The sequence below is a fragment of the Shigella flexneri 2a str. 301 genome (assembly GCF_000006925.2).
Taxonomy (GTDB): Bacteria; Pseudomonadota; Gammaproteobacteria; order Enterobacterales; family Enterobacteriaceae; genus ECMA0423.
Map to the genome: position 1 here is coordinate 2,367,766 of NC_004337.2, position 18,559 is coordinate 2,386,324.

Here is an 18,559-nt window from a genome sequence, read left to right on the forward strand (position 1 = left end):
CCATTAGCCTCCGTTGCGTTTTTGCAGTAATTGTTCATGGCGACGTTTTTCGCCAATCATCACAACAATCAACAAGATAACCGCCAGAATGCTGCCGCCAATCATTACCATAAAGCCGCCATCCCAGCCGAAGAAGTCCACGGTGTAGCCAACAATCGCGCTCGCCGCCACCGAACCGCCCAGGTAACCAAACAGCCCGGTAAAGCCCGCTGCCGTACCTGCCGCTTTTTTCGGTGCCAGTTCCAGCGCATGCAGACCGATCAGCATCACAGGACCGTAGATCAGGAAGCCGATAACAATCATACAAATCATATCGACGGTTGGGTTACCTGCCGGGTTCATCCAGTAAACGATAGTCGCGATGGTCACCAGTGTCATAAAGAAGACGCCGGTTGCCCCACGGTTACCACGGAAGACTTTGTCCGACATCCAGCCGCACAGCAGGGTGCCCGGAATACCCGCATACTCATAGAAGAAGTAGGCCCAGGAGGATTTATCCAGCGCGAAATGCTTAACCTCTTTCAGATAAGTCGGTGACCAGTCGAGGATGCCGTAACGCAGCAGATAAACGAACACGTTGGCGATGGCGATGTACCACAGCAGTTTGTTCGGCAGCACGTACTGCATGAAGATTTGCTTCGCGGTCAGCTCCTGTTCCGCTTTTTCGTTATAGTCGTCCGGATAATCATTTTTGTACTCTTCGATCGGCGGCAAGCCACAGGATTGCGGGGTATCGCGCATCATCGCAAAGGCGAATAATGCCACCAGAATGGCGCAGAAAGCAGGCATATAGAGCGCCGCATGCCAGTCATTGAACCAGGCCATCCCCAGCAGGAACAGCAGCGGCGGAATACCACCACCGACGTTGTGCGCACAGTTCCACACTGACACAATGCCGCCACGTTCTTTCTGCGACCACCAGTGCACCATAGTACGACCACACGGCGGCCACCCCATCCCCTGGAACCAACCGCAGAGGAACAACAGTACAAACATCACCGCAATGCTCGACGTCGCCCATGGCACAAAGCCCATAAACAACATCACTGCCGCCGCCAGAATCAAACCTGCGGGCAGGAAAACGCGCGGATTCGAGCGATCCGATACCGAACCCATGATGAATTTCGAAAATCCATAAGCAATCGAGATCCCCGAAAGGGCAAAACGTAAATCACCGCGTGAGAATCCCTGCTCAACCAGATAAGGCATAGCAAGCGCAAAGTTCTTACGAACCAAATAGTAAGCCGCATAGCCAAAGAATATCCCCAGGAAAATTTGCCAGCGCAATCGACGATAAGTCGGATCGATCTCCGCGGCAGGTAAGCGCGCTTTGTGTGGCGCTGGTTTAAAAATACTCAACATTGATAGCCTCCGTGGCCCGTGGTCTTATTTATGATTAACAGCCTGATTCAGTGAGAGAACCTGCCGTTTCTTGAGTTGCCGCGATGTTAAGAAAACATTCATAAATTAAATGTGAATTGCCGCACACATTATTAAATAAGATTTACAAAATGTTCAAAATGACGCATGAAATCACGTTTTACTTTCGAATCATGAGCGAATATGCGCGAAATCAAACAATTCATGTTTTTACTATGGCTAAATGGTAAAAAACGAACTTCAGAGGGATGACAATGAAAACTCGCGACTCGCAATCAAGTGACGTGATTATCATTGGCGGCGGCGCAACGGGAGCCGGGATTGCCCGCGACTGTGCCCTGCGCGGGCTGCGCGTGATTTTGGTTGAGCGCCACGACATCGCAACCGGTGCCACCGGGCGTAACCACGGCCTGCTGCACAGCGGTGCGCGCTATGCAGTAACCGATGCGGAATCGGCCCGCGAATGCATTAGTGAAAACCAGATCCTGAAACGCATTGCACGTCACTGCGTTGAACCAACCAACGGCCTGTTTATCACCCTGCCGGAAGATGACCTCTCATTCCAGGCCACTTTTATTCGCGCCTGCGAAGAAGCAGGGATCAGCGCAGAAGCTATAGACCCGCAGCAAGCGCGCATTATCGAACCTGCCGTTAACCCGGCACTGATTGGCGCGGTGAAAGTTCCGGATGGCACCGTTGATCCATTTCGTCTGACCGCAGCAAACATGCTGGATGCCAAAGAACACGGTGCCGTTATCCTTACCGCTCATGAAGTCACGGGGCTGATTCGTGAAGGCGCGACGGTGTGCGGTGTTCGTGTACGTAACCATCTCACCGGCGAAACTCAGGCCCTTCATGCACCTGTCGTGGTTAATGCCGCTGGGATCTGGGGGCAACACATTGCCGAATATGCCGATCTGCGCATTCGCATGTTCCCGGCGAAAGGATCGCTGCTGATCATGGATCACCGCATTAACCAGCATGTGATCAACCGCTGCCGTAAACCTTCCGACGCCGATATTCTGGTGCCTGGCGATACCATTTCGCTGATTGGTACCACCTCTTTACGTATTGATTACAACGAGATTGACGATAATCGAGTGACGGCAGAAGAGGTTGATATTCTGCTGCGTGAAGGGGAAAAACTGGCCCCCGTGATGGCGAAAACGCGCATTTTGCGGGCCTATTCTGGCGTGCGCCCGCTGGTTGCCAGCGATGACGACCCGAGCGGACGTAACGTCAGCCGTGGCATCGTGCTGCTCGACCATGCTGAACGCGATGGTCTGGACGGATTTATCACCATCACCGGTGGCAAACTGATGACCTATCGGCTGATGGCTGAATGGGCTACCGACGCGGTATGCCGCAAACTGGGCAACACGCGCCCCTGTACGACTGCCGATCTGGCACTGCCTGGTTCACAAGAACCCGCTGAAGTTACCTTGCGTAAAGTCATCTCCCTGCCTGCCCCGCTGCGCGGTTCTGCGGTTTATCGTCATGGCGATCGCACGCCTGCCTGGCTGAGCGAAGGCCGTCTACACCGTAGCCTGGTATGTGAGTGCGAAGCGGTAACTGCGGGTGAAGTGCAGTACGCGGTAGAAAATTTAAACGTTAATAGCCTGCTGGATTTACGCCGTCGTACCCGTGTGGGGATGGGCACCTGCCAGGGCGAACTCTGCGCCTGCCGCGCTGCCGGACTGCTGCAACGGTTTAACGTCACGACGTCCGCGCAATCTATCGAGCAACTTTCCACCTTCCTTAACGAACGCTGGAAAGGCGTGCAACCCATCGCCTGGGGAGACGCACTGCGCGAAAGCGAATTTACCCGCTGGGTTTATCAGGGACTGTGTGGTCTGGAGAAGGAGCAGAAAGATGCGCTTTGATACTGTCATTATGGGCGGCGGCCTCGCCGGATTACTCTGTGGCCTGCAACTGCAAAAACACGGCCTGCGCTGTGCCATTGTCACGCGTGGTCAAAGCGCGTTGCATTTCTCATCCGGTTCGCTGGATTTGCTGAGCCATCTGCCAGATGGTCAACCCGTGGCAGACATTCACAGTGGACTGGAATCTTTGCGTCAGCAGGCACCTGCACATCCTTACTCTCTTCTCGGGCCACAACGCGTGCTCGATCTCGCTTGCCAGGCGCAGGCATTAATCGCTGAAAGCGGTGCGCAATTGCAGGGCAGCGTAGAACTGGCTCACCAGCGGATTACGCCGCTCGGCACTTTGCGTGCAACCTGGTTAAGTTCGCCAGAAGTTCCCGTCTGGCCGCTACCCGCGAAGAAGATATGTGTAGTGGGGATAAGCGGGCTGATGGATTTCCAGGCGCATCTTGCGGCGGCTTCGTTGCGCGAACTGGATCTTTCGGTTGAAACCGCAGAAATAGAGCTGCCGGAACTGGATGTCCTGCGCAATAACGCCACCGAATTTCGCGCGGTGAATATCGCCCGTTTCCTTGATAATGAAGAAAACTGGCCGCTGTTACTTGATGCGCTTATTCCTGTCGCCAATACCTGCGAAATGATCCTGATGCCCGCCTGCTTCGGCCTGGCCGATGACAAACTGTGGCGTTGGTTGAATGAAAAACTACCTTGTTCACTGATGCTTTTGCCAACGCTGCCGCCTTCCGTGCTGGGCATTCGTCTGCAAAACCAGTTACAGCGCCAGTTTGTGCGCCAAGGTGGAGTGTGGATGCCGGGCGATGAAGTGAAAAAAGTGACCTGTAAAAATGGCGTAGTGAATGAAATCTGGACCCGCAATCACGCCGATATTCCGCTACGTCCACGTTTCGCGGTTCTCGCCAGCGGCAGTTTCTTTAGTGGCGGACTAGTAGCGGAACGTAACGGCATTCGCGAGACGATTCTCGGCCTTGATGTGCTACAAACCGCCACGCGGGGTGAATGGTATAAGGGCGATTTTTTTGCGCCGCAACCGTGGCAGCAGTTCGGTGTAACCACTGATGAGACGCTACGCCCGTCGCAGGCAGGGCAAACCATTGAGAACCTGTTTGCCATCGGTTCGGTGCTGGGCGGATTTGATCCCATCGCCCAGGGATGCGGCGGCGGTGTTTGTGCCGTCAGTGCTTTACATGCCGCTCAACAGATTGCCCAACGCGCAGGAGGCCAACAATGAACGACACCAGCTTCGAAAACTGCATTAAGTGCACCGTCTGCACCACCGCCTGCCCGGTGAGCCGGGTGAATCCCGGTTATCCAGGGCCAAAACAAGCCGGGCCGGATGGCGAGCGTCTGCGTTTGAAAGATGGCGCACTGTATGACGAGGCGCTGAAATATTGCATCAACTGCAAACGTTGTGAAGTCGCCTGCCCGTCCGATGTGAAGATTGGCGATATTATCCAGCGCGCGCGGGCGAAATATGACACCACGCGCCCGTCGCTGCGTAATTTTGTGTTGAGTCATACCGACCTGATGGGTAGCGTTTCCACGCCGTTCGCACCAATCGTCAACACCGCTACCTCGCTGAAACCGGTGCGGCAGCTGCTTGATGCGGCGTTAAAAATCGATCATCGTCGCACGCTACCGAAATACTCCTTCGGCACGTTCCGTCGCTGGTATCGCAGCATAGCGGCTCAGCAAGCACAATATAAAGACCAGGTCGCTTTCTTTCACGGCTGCTTCGTTAACTACAACCATCCGCAGTTAGGTAAAGATTTAATTAAAGTGCTCAACGCAATGGGTACCGGTGTACAACTGCTCAGCAAAGAAAAATGCTGCGGCGTACCGCTAATCGCCAACGGCTTTACCGATAAAGCACGCAAACAGGCAATTACGAATGTAGAGTCGATCCGCGAAGCTGTGGGAGTAAAAGGCATTCCGGTGATTGCCACCTCCTCAACCTGTACATTTGCCCTGCGCGACGAATACCCGGAAGTGCTGAATGTCGACAACAAAGGCTTGCGCGATCATATCGAACTGGCAACCCGCTGGCTGTGGTGCAAGCTGGACGAAGGCAAAACGTTACCGCTGAAACCGCTGCCGCTGAAAGTGGTTTATCACACTCCGTGCCATATGGAAAAAATGGGCTGGACGCTCTACACCCTGGAGCTGTTGCGTAACATCCCGGGGCTTGAGTTAACGGTGCTGGATTCCCAGTGCTGCGGTATTGCGGGTACTTACGGTTTCAAAAAAGAGAACTACCCCACCTCACAAGCCATCGGCGCACCACTGTTCCGCCAGATAGAAGAAAGCGGCGCAGATCTGGTGGTCACCGACTGCGAAACCTGTAAATGGCAGATTGAGATGTCCACAAGTCTTCGCTGCGAACATCCGATTACGCTACTGGCCCAGGCGCTGGCTTAAACTCCCTTCTGATGCCCGGTAAGCATGTGGTTACCGGGCATTTTTGCGTACACGATTCCGTGCCCAATGTATGCGTTGCAACGCAGTGAAAATTCCTCTGAAAACGTCTCGCAAAGGCTGAAACTGGCAGATGTCAAAGGCCTGGGATAACCGTAATGTCGCGTCATCATAAATATCAGGTGACGGACAACCATGACCGAATCAACAACCTCCTCCCCGCATGATGCGGTATTTAAAACCTTTATATTCACACCCGAAACCGCACGGGATTTTCTCGAAATACATTTACCAGAACCACTGCGCAAGCTTTGCAACCTGCAAACCTTACGCCTGGAACCCACTAGTTTTATTGAAAAAAGTTTACGCGCTTACTACTCGGATGTTTTGTGGTCCGTGGAAACCAGCGACGGTGACGGCTATATCTACTGCGTGATTGAACATCAAAGCTCTGCAGAAAAGAATATGGCTTTTCGGCCAATGCGCTATGCCACTGCCGCCATGCAGAGTCACCTAGATAAAGGCTATGACAGAGTTCCGCTGGTGGTGCCATTGCTGTTTTATCATGGCGAAACATCGCCCTACCCGTACTCACTTAACTGGCTGGATGAGTTTGACGATCCGCAACTTGCCCGGCAGTTGTACACCGAAGCTTTTCCGTTGGTGGATATCACCATCGTACCTGACGATGAGATCATGCAACATCGGCGTATAGCTCTGCTGGAACTGATTCAAAAGCATATTCGCGACCACGATTTAATCGGCATGGTCGACAGGATCACCACGCTTTTGGTTAGAGGCTTCACTAATGACAGCCAGCTACAAACACTGTTTAATTATCTGCTGCAATGCGGCGATACCTCCCGTTTCACCCGTTTTATTCAGGAGATTGCCGAACGTTCACCACTACAAAAGGAGAGATTAATGACTATTGCTGAACGGCTACGGCAGGAAGGACATCAAATTGGCTGGCAAGAAGGTAAATTAGTAGGTTTGCAGCAAGGTAAATTAGAAGGTTTGCAGGAAGGTATGCATGAACAAGCCATTAAAATTGCTTTGCGCATGCTGGAACAGGGCATTGATCGTGACCAAGTGCTCGCGGCCACCCAGCTAAGCGAAGCCGATCTGGCAGCGAATAACCACTAATTAACACAGGCCCACAGCCGATCCCCATGGGCCTTTGATATCAATAACTACCTTTTATGCGTGGCCCATTTTTGCCTGATTTAAACATCGCCAGTCGTTGATCCAGGGCATCGCTGTAGAGCATCGTGTCAACGCCAACAGCGACAAAGTTCGCTCCCCACGCCAGGCATTGCTGCGCCATATCAGGAGCCACAGCCAGAAAACCAGCCGCTTTACCCGCAGCACGGATCCGCCGAATGCTGGTTTCAATAATTCGCTGCACTTCCGGGTGCCCGGCGTTATCCGGGTAGCCCAACGACGCAGAAAGATCCGCTGGTCCAATAAACACGCCATCAATCCCTTCGACGTCGAGGATCTCGTCCAGGTTATCCAGTGCCGTTTTACTTTCCACCTGCACTAACAGACAAAGCGAATCGTTGACTTGCGCCATGTAATTCTCAATGCGTCCCCAGCGCGCAGCCCGTGCCACACTGGCCCCAACACCACGCTCACCGTAGGGAGGGTTGGACAAATTTTGCCGGAGGGGGAATGTGCCGGTGCAGTAAACCGGCACAGAGTGGCGAAATCAGACGGATAAAGTCATGGACTCAACAACCTCAATCCAGCCATGCTCACTAGCGATGTCCTGGCCGTTTAACCAACGGCGTAGCATATTCAGTGCCATCATTGCGCACACTTCCTGACGGATAGCCAGGCTGTAGCGTGTAGTGCTGAAACGCACACGCAGAGCGAAAGTGCCGTCTGGCGTGGCTAGCGCAAAGTTGAGATGCTCGTTCTCGAAACCCGAAACAGCCAGTGCCAGCCCGGCAAAATGGTTGGCCCGCCGTTCTGTAATCCAGTGCGCAGTTTGCGCCAGGGTTTCTTCCTGTGAAGGAATCACTTCACACGCCAGCAATGGAGCACCTGCGCGAGAAAGTTGCAAAGCCAATAAACCACCGGTGAATTGCTCGCTCAACGTCAGGCTGAACTGGCGGTTTTGCAATTCGCGACTGATCTGCGCGGGCAGTCCTTCGGTGCCTTCGAAAATCACGCTCTGTCCGGCAACACGTTTAACGTCCAGCCACAGTTTTTCCATCGCCTGTTGCTCGCTTGCCGGTCCGGTGAGTTTCAGTTCGATGATCGGCATTGAGGAGCGATAGCCCATTGTTACGCCCGGCGGCAGTTGTAGAGTGTCCAGGCTTTGTGCCAGATCGCTTTCCGAACGACCAAAGGTAGTTAAACGCAGACAAACCGGCGGCTGTGGTAAAGAAAAACGCTCGCGCAGGCGCGGCAGGATTTCGTGCTCGACCATCACCTTAAATTCTGACGGTACGCCGGGAGTAAAGAACATCAGGCAACGATTAAGCTGCACGGCAAAACCACAGGCGGTGCCTACCGGGTTATTGATAAATTCAGCACTGGCAGGCAGCTCCGCTTGTTTACGGTTGCTCGGTGCCATTACTCGTCCACGTTCGTGGAAATAGCGTTCCATCTCTTTGAGCCAGGCTTCATGCAGCACCAGGCCTTCACCTTTTGCTGTCGCAGCGGCGAGTGCGCTTAAATCATCGCTGGTCGGTCCCAGCCCGCCGTTAACGATCAGCACATCGGCGTGCTGACTACGTTCGCGAAGAATGGTGACTAAGTCATCAAGGTTATCCCCCACCGTATTGCGGCGAGATAATGGCAGCCCCTGATGAAAGAAAAAATCGGCCAGCCAGGCAGCGTTAGTGTCAACGATTTGCCCGTATAACACTTCATCCCCGGTGGATAGCATTTCCACTTTTAACATGGTTATCTCCTGCTTTTGTTATCGAATCACTATAACGCAAAGGGAGATAAGGCGTAGTAAGAAACTGAATGCCGCGCCGGAAGGGATCAGAAACTGGCGTTAACCCCAACATACAGGCCGTCAGCCACAGCGTTGTCGCGGTTACCGTCTTTACCCGACAGATTCAGGTAGCGATAACCCGCCTCAATACTGACTGGACGCATAATGGTGTAACGCGCGCCAGCATTCGCTTCCTCATAACTTTGAATACCGCTGGAGAGCGAATCCGGAGAGTAGTAATACTCGCCAAACAAACGGAAGCTGTTGCCAATTTTCCACTGCAAACCACCTCCTACCGCTGCGGCATAACCTTCATCGCCGTAATTCGGGTTGGTGTACACGCCTTTTCCGCCAACGGTCGCCATTAACGGCCCGAGAGGCAGATTCAACCCCAGCCCCACGCCCGCGACGTCACCGTCGTCGTCGTTATGTGTCCAGTTACCGCTTAAAGCCAGGCCCGTCGATTCAGTCCCAAAACCGACACCAATATTGGTGTATTCTTTACCCGCCTGGCCGCTGATGCTCATTGCATTGACCGATGCAGAAACCAACAGCATTCCGGCCAGACCTGCTAGCGCAATTTTTTTCATTATCCCCTTTCCCACAAGCAATTAATCAAAATTCCCAAAGCTGCGGGATTGTACTGCCTGGCACAGAGGATTCAATGAGCGAAAAAAGGGATCTAGTCACTTATTGTAACTAAATACTTCTTAAATAATTAAACGCCGAAAAAATAAACACACTTTACCGATACACACAAAAATAATAATAAGTGCAGTTATCATTGCAAAAGAGATTACTGTCACTTTCACATATTTCTGAGTTACCGTATTCTCATGGTTTCTTTTTATTTATAAGGAATACCCCTGTGCGACAACGGACTATTGTATGCCCTTTGATTCAAAATGATGGTGCTTATTTGCTGTGCAAAATGGCCGACGATCGCGGCGTTTTCCCCGGTCAATGGGCGCTTTCGGGTGGCGGCGTGGAGTCTGGCGAACGAATTGAAGAGGCACTACGCCGCGAAATTCGCGAAGAACTGGGAGAACAGCTGCTTTTGACAGAAATCACGCCGTGGACCTTCAGCGATGATATTCGCACCAAGACATATGCAGATGGTCGCAAGGAAGAGATTTATATGATTTACCTGATTTTTGACTGCGTTTCTGCCAACCGAGAAGTGAAAATAAACGAAGAGTTTCAGGACTACGCGTGGGTAAAACCTGAAGATCTGGTGCATTATGATTTAAATGTTGCCACCCGAAAAACGTTACGTTTGAAAGGTCTTCTTTAACAATGATGACAGCCATCACTGGCTGTCAGATTGAAAATTTAGTGGTTAACGAATTCCCCATCCAGATAAACTTTGCCTTTTTCCACATGCATGACTAAACCATCCAGATAATCAGGTTTAAATATCGCATCACGCTTATTTTTAGCAATATATGTCAGGCAATGATTATGGGTGAAAATAACGATATTTTTATCAGGCGCTTTGCTTTGTAAGTCCTTAATTGCACTATAAATCTCATTACCGCACTGAAGAAGTCGTTTATCTACCGTCAGCTTTTTACCCGCGGAAAACCAGGTCGCCGACTGAATGGTCCGGACGGTATTACTGGAATAAAGATCGAAATCAGAGATGTCAGCGCTAAAAGCGTTGCCCAGTTCACGGGCATCCTGGGTACCTTTAACCGTAATACCTGTTTTATCTGACAAGCATTGATTGGTTGAACGATCGCAACGTTCAGCATGGCGAAACAAAACGACAACCGGGTGCTGCTGTGCCAGTCTGGCCAATGTTTTATTGTCGATACGTGGCAAACCATTGCTACTCCAGGCGGCATGAGTACCCAGTCCGGCAATTGCAGCGAGCGCCAGTAAAATGATGAAATATTTTTTTGACTTCAATGATGAGCGGCAAAAAGCTAACACGTAAACTCCACCTATAGACAAGCGCAACCAGACAATTACCGTGAAATTGAGCGACATTTCTGGCGATAATTAGCAGTTGGTGTAATATTAAAAATCCTACGATGTCGGCAAAATGCCTCAAATTTTTGCCAAATGCAAAGCCTAAATAAGAAAAAATATAAAAATTTCAATATTTACGTCTAATATTAGTTTCTTAAGGTTAAGTTAATATTCTATCCTTAAAATTTCGCTCCAAATGGCAAAATATACACAACACTCTTTATAGCAAATATAAGTGGACAGGTATTCAATGGCGGAAGGAAAAGCAATGTCAGAATTTTTGCCTTTTTCGCGACCAGCAATGGGCGTGGAGGAACTCGCTGCAGTTAAAGAGGTTCTCGAATCCGGTTGGATCACAACCGGTCCGAAGAATCAGGCGCTTGAGCAAGCCTTTTGCCAGTTGACGGGAAATCAGCATGCCATCGCGGTCAGTTCAGCCACCGCCGGAATGCATATCACGCTAATGGCGTTGGAAATTGGCAAGGGCGATGAAGTGATTACGCCTTCCCTGACCTGGGTTTCAACCCTCAATATGATTTCCTTGCTGGGTGCAACGCCGGTAATGGTGGATGTCGACCGCGATACGCTGATGGTCACGCCTGAAGCGATCGAATCAGCCATTACGCCACGCACTAAAGCCATCATTCCGGTGCATTATGCCGGTGCGCCAGCAGATATTGACGCCATTCGCGCCATTGGCGAACGTTACGGCATCGCAGTTATCGAAGATGCTGCCCATGCCGTCGGTACGTATTACAAAGGGCGACATATTGGCGCAAAAGGTACCGCTATTTTTTCATTTCATGCCATTAAAAATATTACCTGTGCTGAAGGTGGCCTGATTGTAACTGATAATGAAAACCTTGCCCGCCAGCTACGGATGCTGAAATTTCACGGTCTGGGTGTCGATGCCTATGACAGACAAACCTGGGGCCGTGCACCGCAGGCTGAAGTCTTAACACCGGGCTATAAGTACAATCTGACCGATATTAACGCCGCGATTGCCCTGACACAGTTAGTCAAATTAGAGCACCTCAACACCCGTCGGCGCGAAATTGCCCAGCAATATCAGCAAGCACTGGCAGCTCTCCCCTTTCAGCCATTAAGCCTTCCCGCCTGGCCGCACGTTCACGCCTGGCATCTGTTTATTATTCGTGTCGATGAACAACGTTGTGGTATCAGTCGCGATGCGTTGATGGAAGCGTTAAAAGAAAGAGGCATTGGTACCGGGTTACATTTCCGCGCCGCTCACACACAAAAATATTATCGCGAGCGTTTTCCCACGCTGTCGTTACCGAATACCGAATGGAATAGCGAACGCATCTGTTCGTTGCCGCTGTTCCCGGATATGACTACCGCCGATGCCGACCGCGTCATCACAGCCCTTCAGCAACTCGCAGGACAATAAGCCATGTTTGAAATCCACCCTGTTAAGAAAGTCTCGGTGGTTATTCCCGTTTATAACGAGCAGGAAAGCTTACCGGAATTAATCAGGCGCACCACCACAGCCTGTGAATCGTTGGGGAAAGAGTATGAGATCCTGCTGATTGATGACGGCAGTAGCGATAATTCCGCGCATATGCTGGTCGAAGCCTCACAAGCGGAGAACAGCCATATTGTGTCTATTTTGATTAACCGCAATTACGGGCAACATTCAGCGATTATGGCGGGATTCAGTCACGTTACTGGCGACTTAATTATTACCCTTGATGCCGATCTCCAGAATCCGCCAGAAGAAATCCCCCGCCTGGTGGCAAAAGCCGATGAAGGTTACGACGTGGTAGGGACTGTACGCCAGAACCGCCAGGACAGCTGGTTTCGTAAAACAGCTTCGAAGATGATTAACCGGCTTATTCAGCGCACCACTGGCAAAGCGATGGGTGACTACGGTTGTATGCTGCGCGCCTATCGCCGTCATATTGTCGATGCGATGTTGCACTGCCATGAACGCAGCACCTTTATCCCGATTCTGGCGAATATCTTCGCCCGCCGTGCAATTGAAATTCCAGTACATCATGCCGAGCGTGAGTTTGGTGAATCCAAATACAGTTTTATGCGCCTGATTAATTTGATGTACGACCTGGTGACCTGCCTTACCACAACGCCGCTACGTATGCTGAGTCTGCTCGGCAGCATTATTGCGATTGGAGGTTTTAGCATTGCGGTGCTGCTGGTGATTTTACGCCTGACCTTCGGACCACAATGGGCGGCAGAAGGCGTCTTTATGCTATTTGCCGTGCTGTTTACTTTTATTGGCGCTCAGTTTATCGGCATGGGATTACTCGGTGAATATATCGGCAGGATCTACACCGATGTCCGCGCCCGCCCCCGCTATTTTGTTCAGCAAGTTATCCGTCCATCCAGCAAGGAAAATGAATAATGAAAACCGTCGTTTTTGCCTACCACGATATGGGATGCCTCGGTATTGAAGCTCTGCTGGCTGCCGGTTACGAAATTAGCGCCATTTTTACCCATACCGATAATCCCGGTGAAAAAGCCTTTTATGGTTCGGTGGCTCATCTGGCGGCGGAAAGAGACATTCCGGTTTATGCGCCGGATAACGTTAATCATCCGCTGTGGGTGGAACGCATTGCCCAACTGTCACCAGAGGTGATTTTCTCTTTTTATTATCGCCATCTTATTTGCGACGAGATTTTTCAGCTCGCTCCCGCAGGTGCATTTAATCTGCACGGTTCGCTGTTACCAAAATATCGTGGTCGCGCGCCGCTGAACTGGGTGCTGGTGAACGGTGAAACGGAAACGGGCGTTACATTGCACCGAATGGTAAACGTGCCGATGCTGGGGCCATTGTGGCGCAACTGCGCGTTGCCATTGCGCCAGACGATATCGCTATTACGCTGCATCATAAATTGTGCCATGCCGCGCGCCAGCTACTGGAACAGACATTACCCGCCATTAAACACGGTAATATTCTGGAAATCGCCCAGCGCGAAAACGAAGCCACCTGTTTTGGTCGCAGAACGCCGGATGACAGTTTCCTTGAATGGCATAAACCGGCATCCGTACTGCACAACATGGTACGTGCCGTTGCCGATCCGTGGCCGGGTGCCTTCAGCTATGTTGGCAATCAGAAATTCACCGTCTGGTCGTCGCGTGTTCATCCTCATGCCAGCAAAGCACAGCCGGGGAGCGTGATTTCTGTTGCGCCACTGCTGATTGCCTGTGGCGATGGCGCGCTGGAAATCGTCACCGGACAGGCGGGCGACGGCATTACTATGCAGGGCTCGCAATTAGCGCAGATGCTGGGCCTGGTGCAAGGTTCACGCTTGAATAGCCAGCCTGCCTGCACCGCCCGACGCCGTACCCGGGTACTCATCCTCGGGGTGAATGGCTTTATTGGCAACCATCTGACAGAACGCCTGCTGCGCGAAGATCATTATGAAGTTTACGGTCTGGATATTGGCAGCGATGCGATAAGCCGTTTTCTGAATCATCCACATTTTCACTTTGTCGAAGGCGATATCAGTATTCATTCCGAATGGATTGAGTATCACGTCAAAAAATGTGATGTCGTCTTGCCGCTGGTGGCGATAGCCACGCCGATTGAATATACCCGCAACCCGCTGCGCGTATTTGAACTCGATTTTGAAGAGAATCTGCGCATTATCCGCTACTGCGTTAAGTACCGTAAGCGAATCATCTTCCCGTCAACTTCAGAAGTTTATGGGATGTGTAGCGATAAATACTTCGATGAGGACCATTCTAATTTAATCGTCGGCCCGGTGAATAAACCACGCTGGATTTATTCGGTGTCAAAACAATTACTTGATCGGGTGATCTGGGCCTATGGCGAAAAAGAGGGTTTACAGTTCACCCTCTTCCTCCCGTTTAACTGGATGGGACCACGACTGGATAACCTTAATGCAGCGCGAATTGGCAGCTCCCGCGCTATTACGCAACTCATTCTCAATCTGGTAGAAGGTTCACCAATTAAGCTAATTGATGGCGGAAAACAAAAACGCTGCTTTACTGATATCCGGGACGGTATCGAGGCGTTGTACCACATTATCGAAAATGCGGGAAATCGCTGCGACGGCGAAATTATCAACATTGGCAATCCTGAGAACGAAGCGAGCATTGAGGAACTGGGCGAGATGCTGCTGGCGAGCTTCGAAAAACATCCGCTGCGCCATCATTTCCCACCGTTTGCGGGCTTTCGCGTTGTCGAAAGTAGCTGCTACTACGGCAAAGGATATCAGGACGTAGAGCATCGTAAACCGAGCATCCGCAATGCCCACCGCTGCCTGGACTGGGAGCCGAAAATTGATATGCAGGAAACCATCGACGAAACGCTGGATTTCTTCCTGCGCACCGTTGATCTTACGGATAAACCATCATGACCAAAGTAGGCTTACGCATTGATGTCGATGCCTTTCGTGGCACCCGTGAAGGCGTGCCGCGTCTGCTGGAAATCTTGAGTAAGCATAATATTCAGGCCAGCATTTTTTTCAGCGTCGGCCCGGACAATATGGGCCGCCATCTCTGGCGACTGGTGAAGCCACAGTTTTTGTGGAAGATGCTGCGCTCAAACGCGGCATCGCTTTATGGCTGGGATATTTTACTGGCAGGTACGGCCTGGCCAGGTAAAGAGATTGGTCATGCCAATGCCGATATCATTCGTGAAGCGGCTAAACATCACGAAGTCGGTCTGCACGCCTGGGATCACCATGCCTGGCAAGCCCGTAGCGGTAACTGGGATCGGCAAACAATGATCGACGATATTGCACGCGGTCTTCGCACTCTGGAAGAGATTATCGGTCAACCGGTAACCTGTTCTGCCGCTGCGGGCTGGCGTGCCGACCAGAAGGTGATCGAAGCAAAAGAAGCGTTCCATTTGCGCTACAACAGCGATTGTCGTGGGGCCATACCGTTCCGTCCACTGCTTGAATCAGGAAACCCTGGCACTGCGCAAATTCCGGTGACCTTACCCACCTGGGATGAAGTGATTGGTCGGGATGTGAAAGCAGAAGATTTTAACGGTTGGTTACTCAACCGCATCCTGCGAGATAAAGGCACGCCGGTTTATACCATTCATGCAGAAGTTGAAGGCTGCGCTTATCAGCATAATTTTGTGGATCTCCTCAAACGCGCAGCTCAGGAAGGCGTGACATTTTGCCCTTTAAGCGAACTGTTATCAGAGACGTTGCCGCTCGGACAAGTTGTTCGCGGAAATATTGCCGGACGTGAAGGCTGGCTGGGTTGCCAACAAATTGCGGGTAGTCGCTGATGAAATCGGTACGTTACCTTATCGGCATCTTCGCGTTTATTGCCTGCTATTACCTGTTACCGATCAGCACGCGTCTGCTCTGGCAACCCGATGAAACGCGTTATGCGGAAATCAGTCGAGAAATGCTGGCATCCGGCGACTGGATTGTGCCCCATCTGTTAGGGCTACGTTATTTCGAAAAACCCATTGCCGGATACTGGATTAACAGCATTGGGCAATGGCTATTTGGCGCGAATAACTTTGGTGTGCGGGCAGGCGTTATCTTTGCGACCCTGTTAACTGCCGCGCTGGTGACCTGGTTTACTCTGCGCTTATGGCGCGATAAACGTCTGGCTCTACTCGCCACAGTAATTTATCTCTCATTGTTTATTGTCTATGCCATCGGCACTTATGCCGTGCTCGATCCGTTTATTGCATTCTGGCTGGTGGCGGGAATGTGCAGCTTCTGGCTGGCAATGCAGGCACAGACGTGGAAAGGCAAAAGCGCAGGATTTTTACTGCTGGGAATCACCTGCGGCATGGGGGTGATGACCAAAGGTTTTCTCGCCCTTGCCGTGCCGGTATTAAGCGTGCTGCCATGGGTAGCGACGCAAAAACGCTGGAAAGATCTCTTTATTTACGGCTGGCTGGCGGTTATCAGTTGCGTACTGACGGTTCTCCCCTGGGGACTGGCGATAGCGCAGCGGGAGCCTGACTTCTGGCACTATTTTTTCTGGGTTGAGCATATTCAACGCTTTGCACTAGATGATGCCCAACATAGAGCTCCGTTCTGGTACTACGTGCCGGTCATCATTGCCGGTAGCCTGCCGTGGCTGGGATTACTCCCCGGTGCACTGTACACAGGCTGGAAAAACCGCAAGCATTCCGCAACCGTCTATTTGTTGAGCTGGACGATAATGCCGCTGCTGTTTTTCTCCGTCGCTAAAGGCAAATTGCCCACCTATATTCTTTCTTGCTTTGCACCTCTGGCAATGCTGTTGGCGCATTACGCGTTGCTGGCAGCAAAAAATAATCCTCTGGCGCTGCGGATTAATGGCTGGATTAACATCGCTTTTGGCGTCACTGGCATTATTGCCACATTTGTGATCTCCCCCTGGGGACCAATGAACACGCCGGTGTGGCAAACCTTCGAGAGCTATAAAGTCTTTTGTGCCTGGTCGATTTTTTCGCTATGGGCATTTTTCGGCTGGTACACCTTAACAAACGTCGAAAAGACCTGGTCTTTCGCCGCGCTTTGCCCGCTGGGGCTGGCGTTGCTGGTAGGATTTTCAATTCCTGACAGAGTCATGGAAGGAAAACATCCGCAATTTTTTGTCGAGATGACACAAGAATCACTTCAGCCAAGCCGCTATATTCTTACTGATAGCGTCGGTGTTGCCGCAGGTCTGGCATGGAGCCTGCAACGCGATGACATCATCATGTATCGCCAGACAGGTGAGTTGAAATACGGCCTTAATTATCCGGATGCGAAAGGGAGATTTGTCAGCGGTGATGAGTTCGCAAACTGGCTTAATCAACATCGTCAGGAGGGGATTATTACACTCGTGCTTTCGGTTGACCGCGATGAAGATATCAACAGTCTCGCCATTCCGCCCGCAGATGCCATCGTTCGTCAGGAGCGTCTGGTGCTGATTCAGTATCGTCCCAAATGATCTGGCTAACATTAGTCTTTGCCAGCTTGCTTAGCGTTGCCGGGCAGTTGTGTCAGAAACAGGCAACCTGCTTTGTGGCGATAAACAAACGGCGCAAACATATCGTGCTGTGGCTGGGACTGGCGCTGGCTTGTCTTGGTCTTGCCATGATGCTCTGGCTGCTGGTCTTGCAGAACGTACCGGTAGGCATTGCCTACCCGATGTTAAGTCTGAATTTTGTCTGGGTGACGCTGGCTGCAGTAAAACTGTGGCACGAACCGGTATCGCCGCGTCACTGGTGTGGGGTGGCGTTCATTATTGGTGGCATTGTGATCCTCGGGAGTACGGTGTAATGTGCCTGATATGGGGATTATTCAGCGTCATTATTGCCTCAGTTGCGCAATTAAGCCTGGGTTTTGCGGCAAGTCATCTGCCGCCGATGACGCACTTATGGGATTTTATCGCGGCTCTGTTAGCTTTTGGCCTGGATGCCCGGATACTGTTACTCGGGCTGCTGGGTTATCTGCTTTCCGTTTTTTGTTGGTATAAAACGCTACATAAACTTGCGCTAAGCAAAGCCTATGCCTTGCTCAGTATGAGTTATGTGCTGGTATGGATTGCTTCAATGGTACTTCCCGGCTGGGAAGGGACTTTTTCGCTGAAAGCACTACTGGGAGTAGCCTGTATTATGAGCGGGTTGATGCTGATTTTCCTGCCCACGACAAAACAACGTTACTGAGTTTTCCCTGCCGCTGTACACTGCCGTTCCCACTCATCGGGGCTATAACTGCTTGCCGAGAGGACTTTCACCGTATGCAGCTTTTCACGATTAATACAATAAAGCGCATTCTGCAAAGGCGAGAGTAAATCCCCCACTTTCACGGCGAAGTCACTCTTCACTTCGGCGATCATTTTTATCGCGCCGCCAGCATCGCAGAGCATAAGTACATGTCTGTTATCTTGTTTATTGCAGCACGATTTTTTGTGCCAGCCATTCCATTGCATTATCCTGTTTGCTAAGAGTTTTCACATCAATTTACAGATTAACAGATAAACT

Annotated in this window: 15 protein-coding genes, 2 pseudogenes and 1 other annotated feature; of the genes and pseudogenes, 11 read left to right on the forward strand and 6 right to left on the reverse strand. The window is 51.3% G+C overall.

All coding sequences use genetic code 11. The annotated features are described in order from the left end of the window. Positions 1–3 precede the first annotated feature (3 nt). Positions 4–1,362 (reverse strand): sn-glycerol-3-phosphate transporter, encoded by a 1,359-nt coding sequence (gene glpT / locus SF2322; protein ID NP_708130.1) that lies wholly within the window; start codon positions 1,360–1,362, stop codon positions 4–6. Between the two features lie 272 nt (positions 1,363–1,634). Between glpT and glpA the strand changes: the two genes are divergently transcribed. The 4 genes from glpA (at position 1,635) to yfaD (ending at position 6,842) form a co-directional block, all read left to right on the forward strand. Further along, positions 1,635–3,263, forward strand: coding sequence for a sn-glycerol-3-phosphate dehydrogenase subunit A (gene glpA, locus SF2323; protein ID NP_708131.2), 1,629 nt, complete (start codon positions 1,635–1,637; stop codon positions 3,261–3,263). Further along, positions 3,253–4,512: an anaerobic glycerol-3-phosphate dehydrogenase subunit B gene (glpB, locus tag SF2324; RefSeq protein ID NP_708132.2), complete on the forward strand. Its 1,260-nt coding sequence runs from the start codon at positions 3,253–3,255 to the stop codon at positions 4,510–4,512. The genes glpA and glpB overlap by 11 nt, the downstream gene beginning before the upstream one ends. Next, positions 4,509–5,699: a sn-glycerol-3-phosphate dehydrogenase subunit C gene (glpC, locus tag SF2325; RefSeq protein NP_708133.2), complete on the forward strand. Its 1,191-nt coding sequence runs from the start codon at positions 4,509–4,511 to the stop codon at positions 5,697–5,699. The genes glpB and glpC overlap by 4 nt, the downstream gene beginning before the upstream one ends. Before the next feature lie 192 nt (positions 5,700–5,891). Further along, entirely contained in the window at positions 5,892–6,842 is a 951-nt protein-coding gene (gene yfaD / locus SF2326; protein NP_708134.1) for a hypothetical protein, read from the forward strand. A gap of 40 nt (positions 6,843–6,882) precedes the next feature. Then, positions 6,883–7,353: a sequence feature (Similar to Escherichia coli K12 conserved hypothetical protein gi: 1788578 (268 aa). BLAST with identity of 98% in 153 aa. This CDS has been truncated. The sequence has been checked and is believed to be correct.), on the reverse strand. Here the strand turns inward: yfaD and SF2327 are convergent. The 3 genes and pseudogenes from SF2327 to SF2329 form a co-directional block, all read right to left on the reverse strand. Then, positions 6,883–7,353: pseudogene (locus SF2327) on the reverse strand. Its footprint overlaps the feature before it by 471 nt. A 54-nt stretch (positions 7,354–7,407) precedes the next feature. Further along, the gene (locus tag SF2328; protein ID NP_708135.1) at positions 7,408–8,610 is read right to left on the reverse strand and encodes a hypothetical protein; all 1,203 of its coding nucleotides are present in this window, start codon (positions 8,608–8,610) and stop codon (positions 7,408–7,410) included. 86 nt (positions 8,611–8,696) lie between these two features. Then, the gene (locus tag SF2329) at positions 8,697–9,239 is read right to left on the reverse strand and encodes a hypothetical protein (RefSeq protein NP_708136.2); all 543 of its coding nucleotides are present in this window, start codon (positions 9,237–9,239) and stop codon (positions 8,697–8,699) included. A 194-nt stretch (positions 9,240–9,433) separates the two neighbouring features. Between SF2329 and yfaO the strand changes: the two genes are divergently transcribed. After that, complete coding sequence (yfaO, locus tag SF2330; protein NP_708137.3) at positions 9,434–9,943, forward strand: nucleoside triphosphatase NudI; 510 nt, start codon at positions 9,434–9,436, stop codon at positions 9,941–9,943. A gap of 38 nt (positions 9,944–9,981) precedes the next feature. Here yfaO and ais read toward each other — a convergent pair whose 3' ends face one another. Further along, positions 9,982–10,560: a lipopolysaccharide core heptose(II)-phosphate phosphatase gene (gene ais / locus SF2331; protein NP_708138.2), complete on the reverse strand. Its 579-nt coding sequence runs from the start codon at positions 10,558–10,560 to the stop codon at positions 9,982–9,984. 364 nt (positions 10,561–10,924) lie between these two features. Here ais and SF2332 point away from each other — a divergent pair, with 364 nt between their 5' ends. The 6 genes and pseudogenes from SF2332 to SF2337 all read left to right on the forward strand — a co-directional run bounded on the left by SF2332 (position 10,925) and on the right by SF2337 (position 18,241). Beyond that, positions 10,925–12,031 (forward strand): hypothetical protein, encoded by a 1,107-nt coding sequence (locus tag SF2332; RefSeq protein ID NP_708139.4) that lies wholly within the window; start codon positions 10,925–10,927, stop codon positions 12,029–12,031. 3 nt (positions 12,032–12,034) lie between these two features. Continuing rightward, complete coding sequence (locus tag SF2333; protein NP_708140.1) at positions 12,035–13,003, forward strand: undecaprenyl phosphate 4-deoxy-4-formamido-L-arabinose transferase; 969 nt, start codon at positions 12,035–12,037, stop codon at positions 13,001–13,003. Next, positions 13,003–14,984 (forward strand): annotated as a pseudogene (locus SF2334). Before SF2333 ends, SF2334 begins: the two are co-directional and overlap by 1 nt. Continuing rightward, entirely contained in the window at positions 14,981–15,871 is an 891-nt protein-coding gene (locus SF2335) for a 4-deoxy-4-formamido-L-arabinose-phosphoundecaprenol deformylase ArnD (RefSeq protein ID NP_708142.1), read from the forward strand. Before SF2334 ends, SF2335 begins: the two are co-directional and overlap by 4 nt. Beyond that, a complete protein-coding gene (gene arnT, locus SF2336) occupies positions 15,871–17,523 on the forward strand; it encodes a 4-amino-4-deoxy-L-arabinose lipid A transferase (RefSeq protein NP_708143.2) in 1,653 nt (550 codons plus the stop codon). Before SF2335 ends, arnT begins: the two co-directional genes overlap by 1 nt. Positions 17,524–17,854: 331 nt before the next feature. Continuing rightward, positions 17,855–18,241, forward strand: a complete 387-nt coding sequence (locus SF2337; RefSeq protein ID NP_708144.4) for a 4-amino-4-deoxy-L-arabinose-phospho-UDP flippase — start codon at positions 17,855–17,857, stop codon at positions 18,239–18,241. Here SF2337 and pmrD read toward each other — a convergent pair. Next, entirely contained in the window at positions 18,235–18,507 is a 273-nt protein-coding gene (pmrD, locus tag SF2338) for a signal transduction protein PmrD (protein NP_708145.1), read from the reverse strand. The two genes, SF2337 and pmrD, sit on opposite strands and share 7 nt — an antisense overlap. Positions 18,508–18,559: the final 52 nt, after the last annotated feature.

Coding starts and splice junctions, on each gene's coding strand:
- glpC (NP_708133.2), top strand. CDS start 4,509: ATGAACGACACCAGCTTCGAAAACTGCATTAAGTGCACCGTCTGCACC.
- SF2333 (NP_708140.1), top strand. CDS start 12,035: ATGTTTGAAATCCACCCTGTTAAGAAAGTCTCGGTGGTTATTCCCGTT.
- SF2329 (NP_708136.2), bottom strand. CDS start 9,239: ATGAAAAAAATTGCGCTAGCAGGTCTGGCCGGAATGCTGTTGGTTTCT.
- SF2332 (NP_708139.4), top strand. CDS start 10,925: ATGGGCGTGGAGGAACTCGCTGCAGTTAAAGAGGTTCTCGAATCCGGT.
- glpB (NP_708132.2), top strand. CDS start 3,253: ATGCGCTTTGATACTGTCATTATGGGCGGCGGCCTCGCCGGATTACTC.
- glpA (NP_708131.2), top strand. CDS start 1,635: ATGAAAACTCGCGACTCGCAATCAAGTGACGTGATTATCATTGGCGGC.
- pmrD (NP_708145.1), bottom strand. CDS start 18,507: ATGCAATGGAATGGCTGGCACAAAAAATCGTGCTGCAATAAACAAGAT.
- yfaD (NP_708134.1), top strand. CDS start 5,892: ATGACCGAATCAACAACCTCCTCCCCGCATGATGCGGTATTTAAAACC.
- SF2337 (NP_708144.4), top strand. CDS start 17,855: ATGTGCCTGATATGGGGATTATTCAGCGTCATTATTGCCTCAGTTGCG.
- glpT (NP_708130.1), bottom strand. CDS start 1,362: ATGTTGAGTATTTTTAAACCAGCGCCACACAAAGCGCGCTTACCTGCC.
- SF2328 (NP_708135.1), bottom strand. CDS start 8,610: ATGTTAAAAGTGGAAATGCTATCCACCGGGGATGAAGTGTTATACGGG.
- SF2335 (NP_708142.1), top strand. CDS start 14,981: ATGACCAAAGTAGGCTTACGCATTGATGTCGATGCCTTTCGTGGCACC.
- arnT (NP_708143.2), top strand. CDS start 15,871: ATGAAATCGGTACGTTACCTTATCGGCATCTTCGCGTTTATTGCCTGC.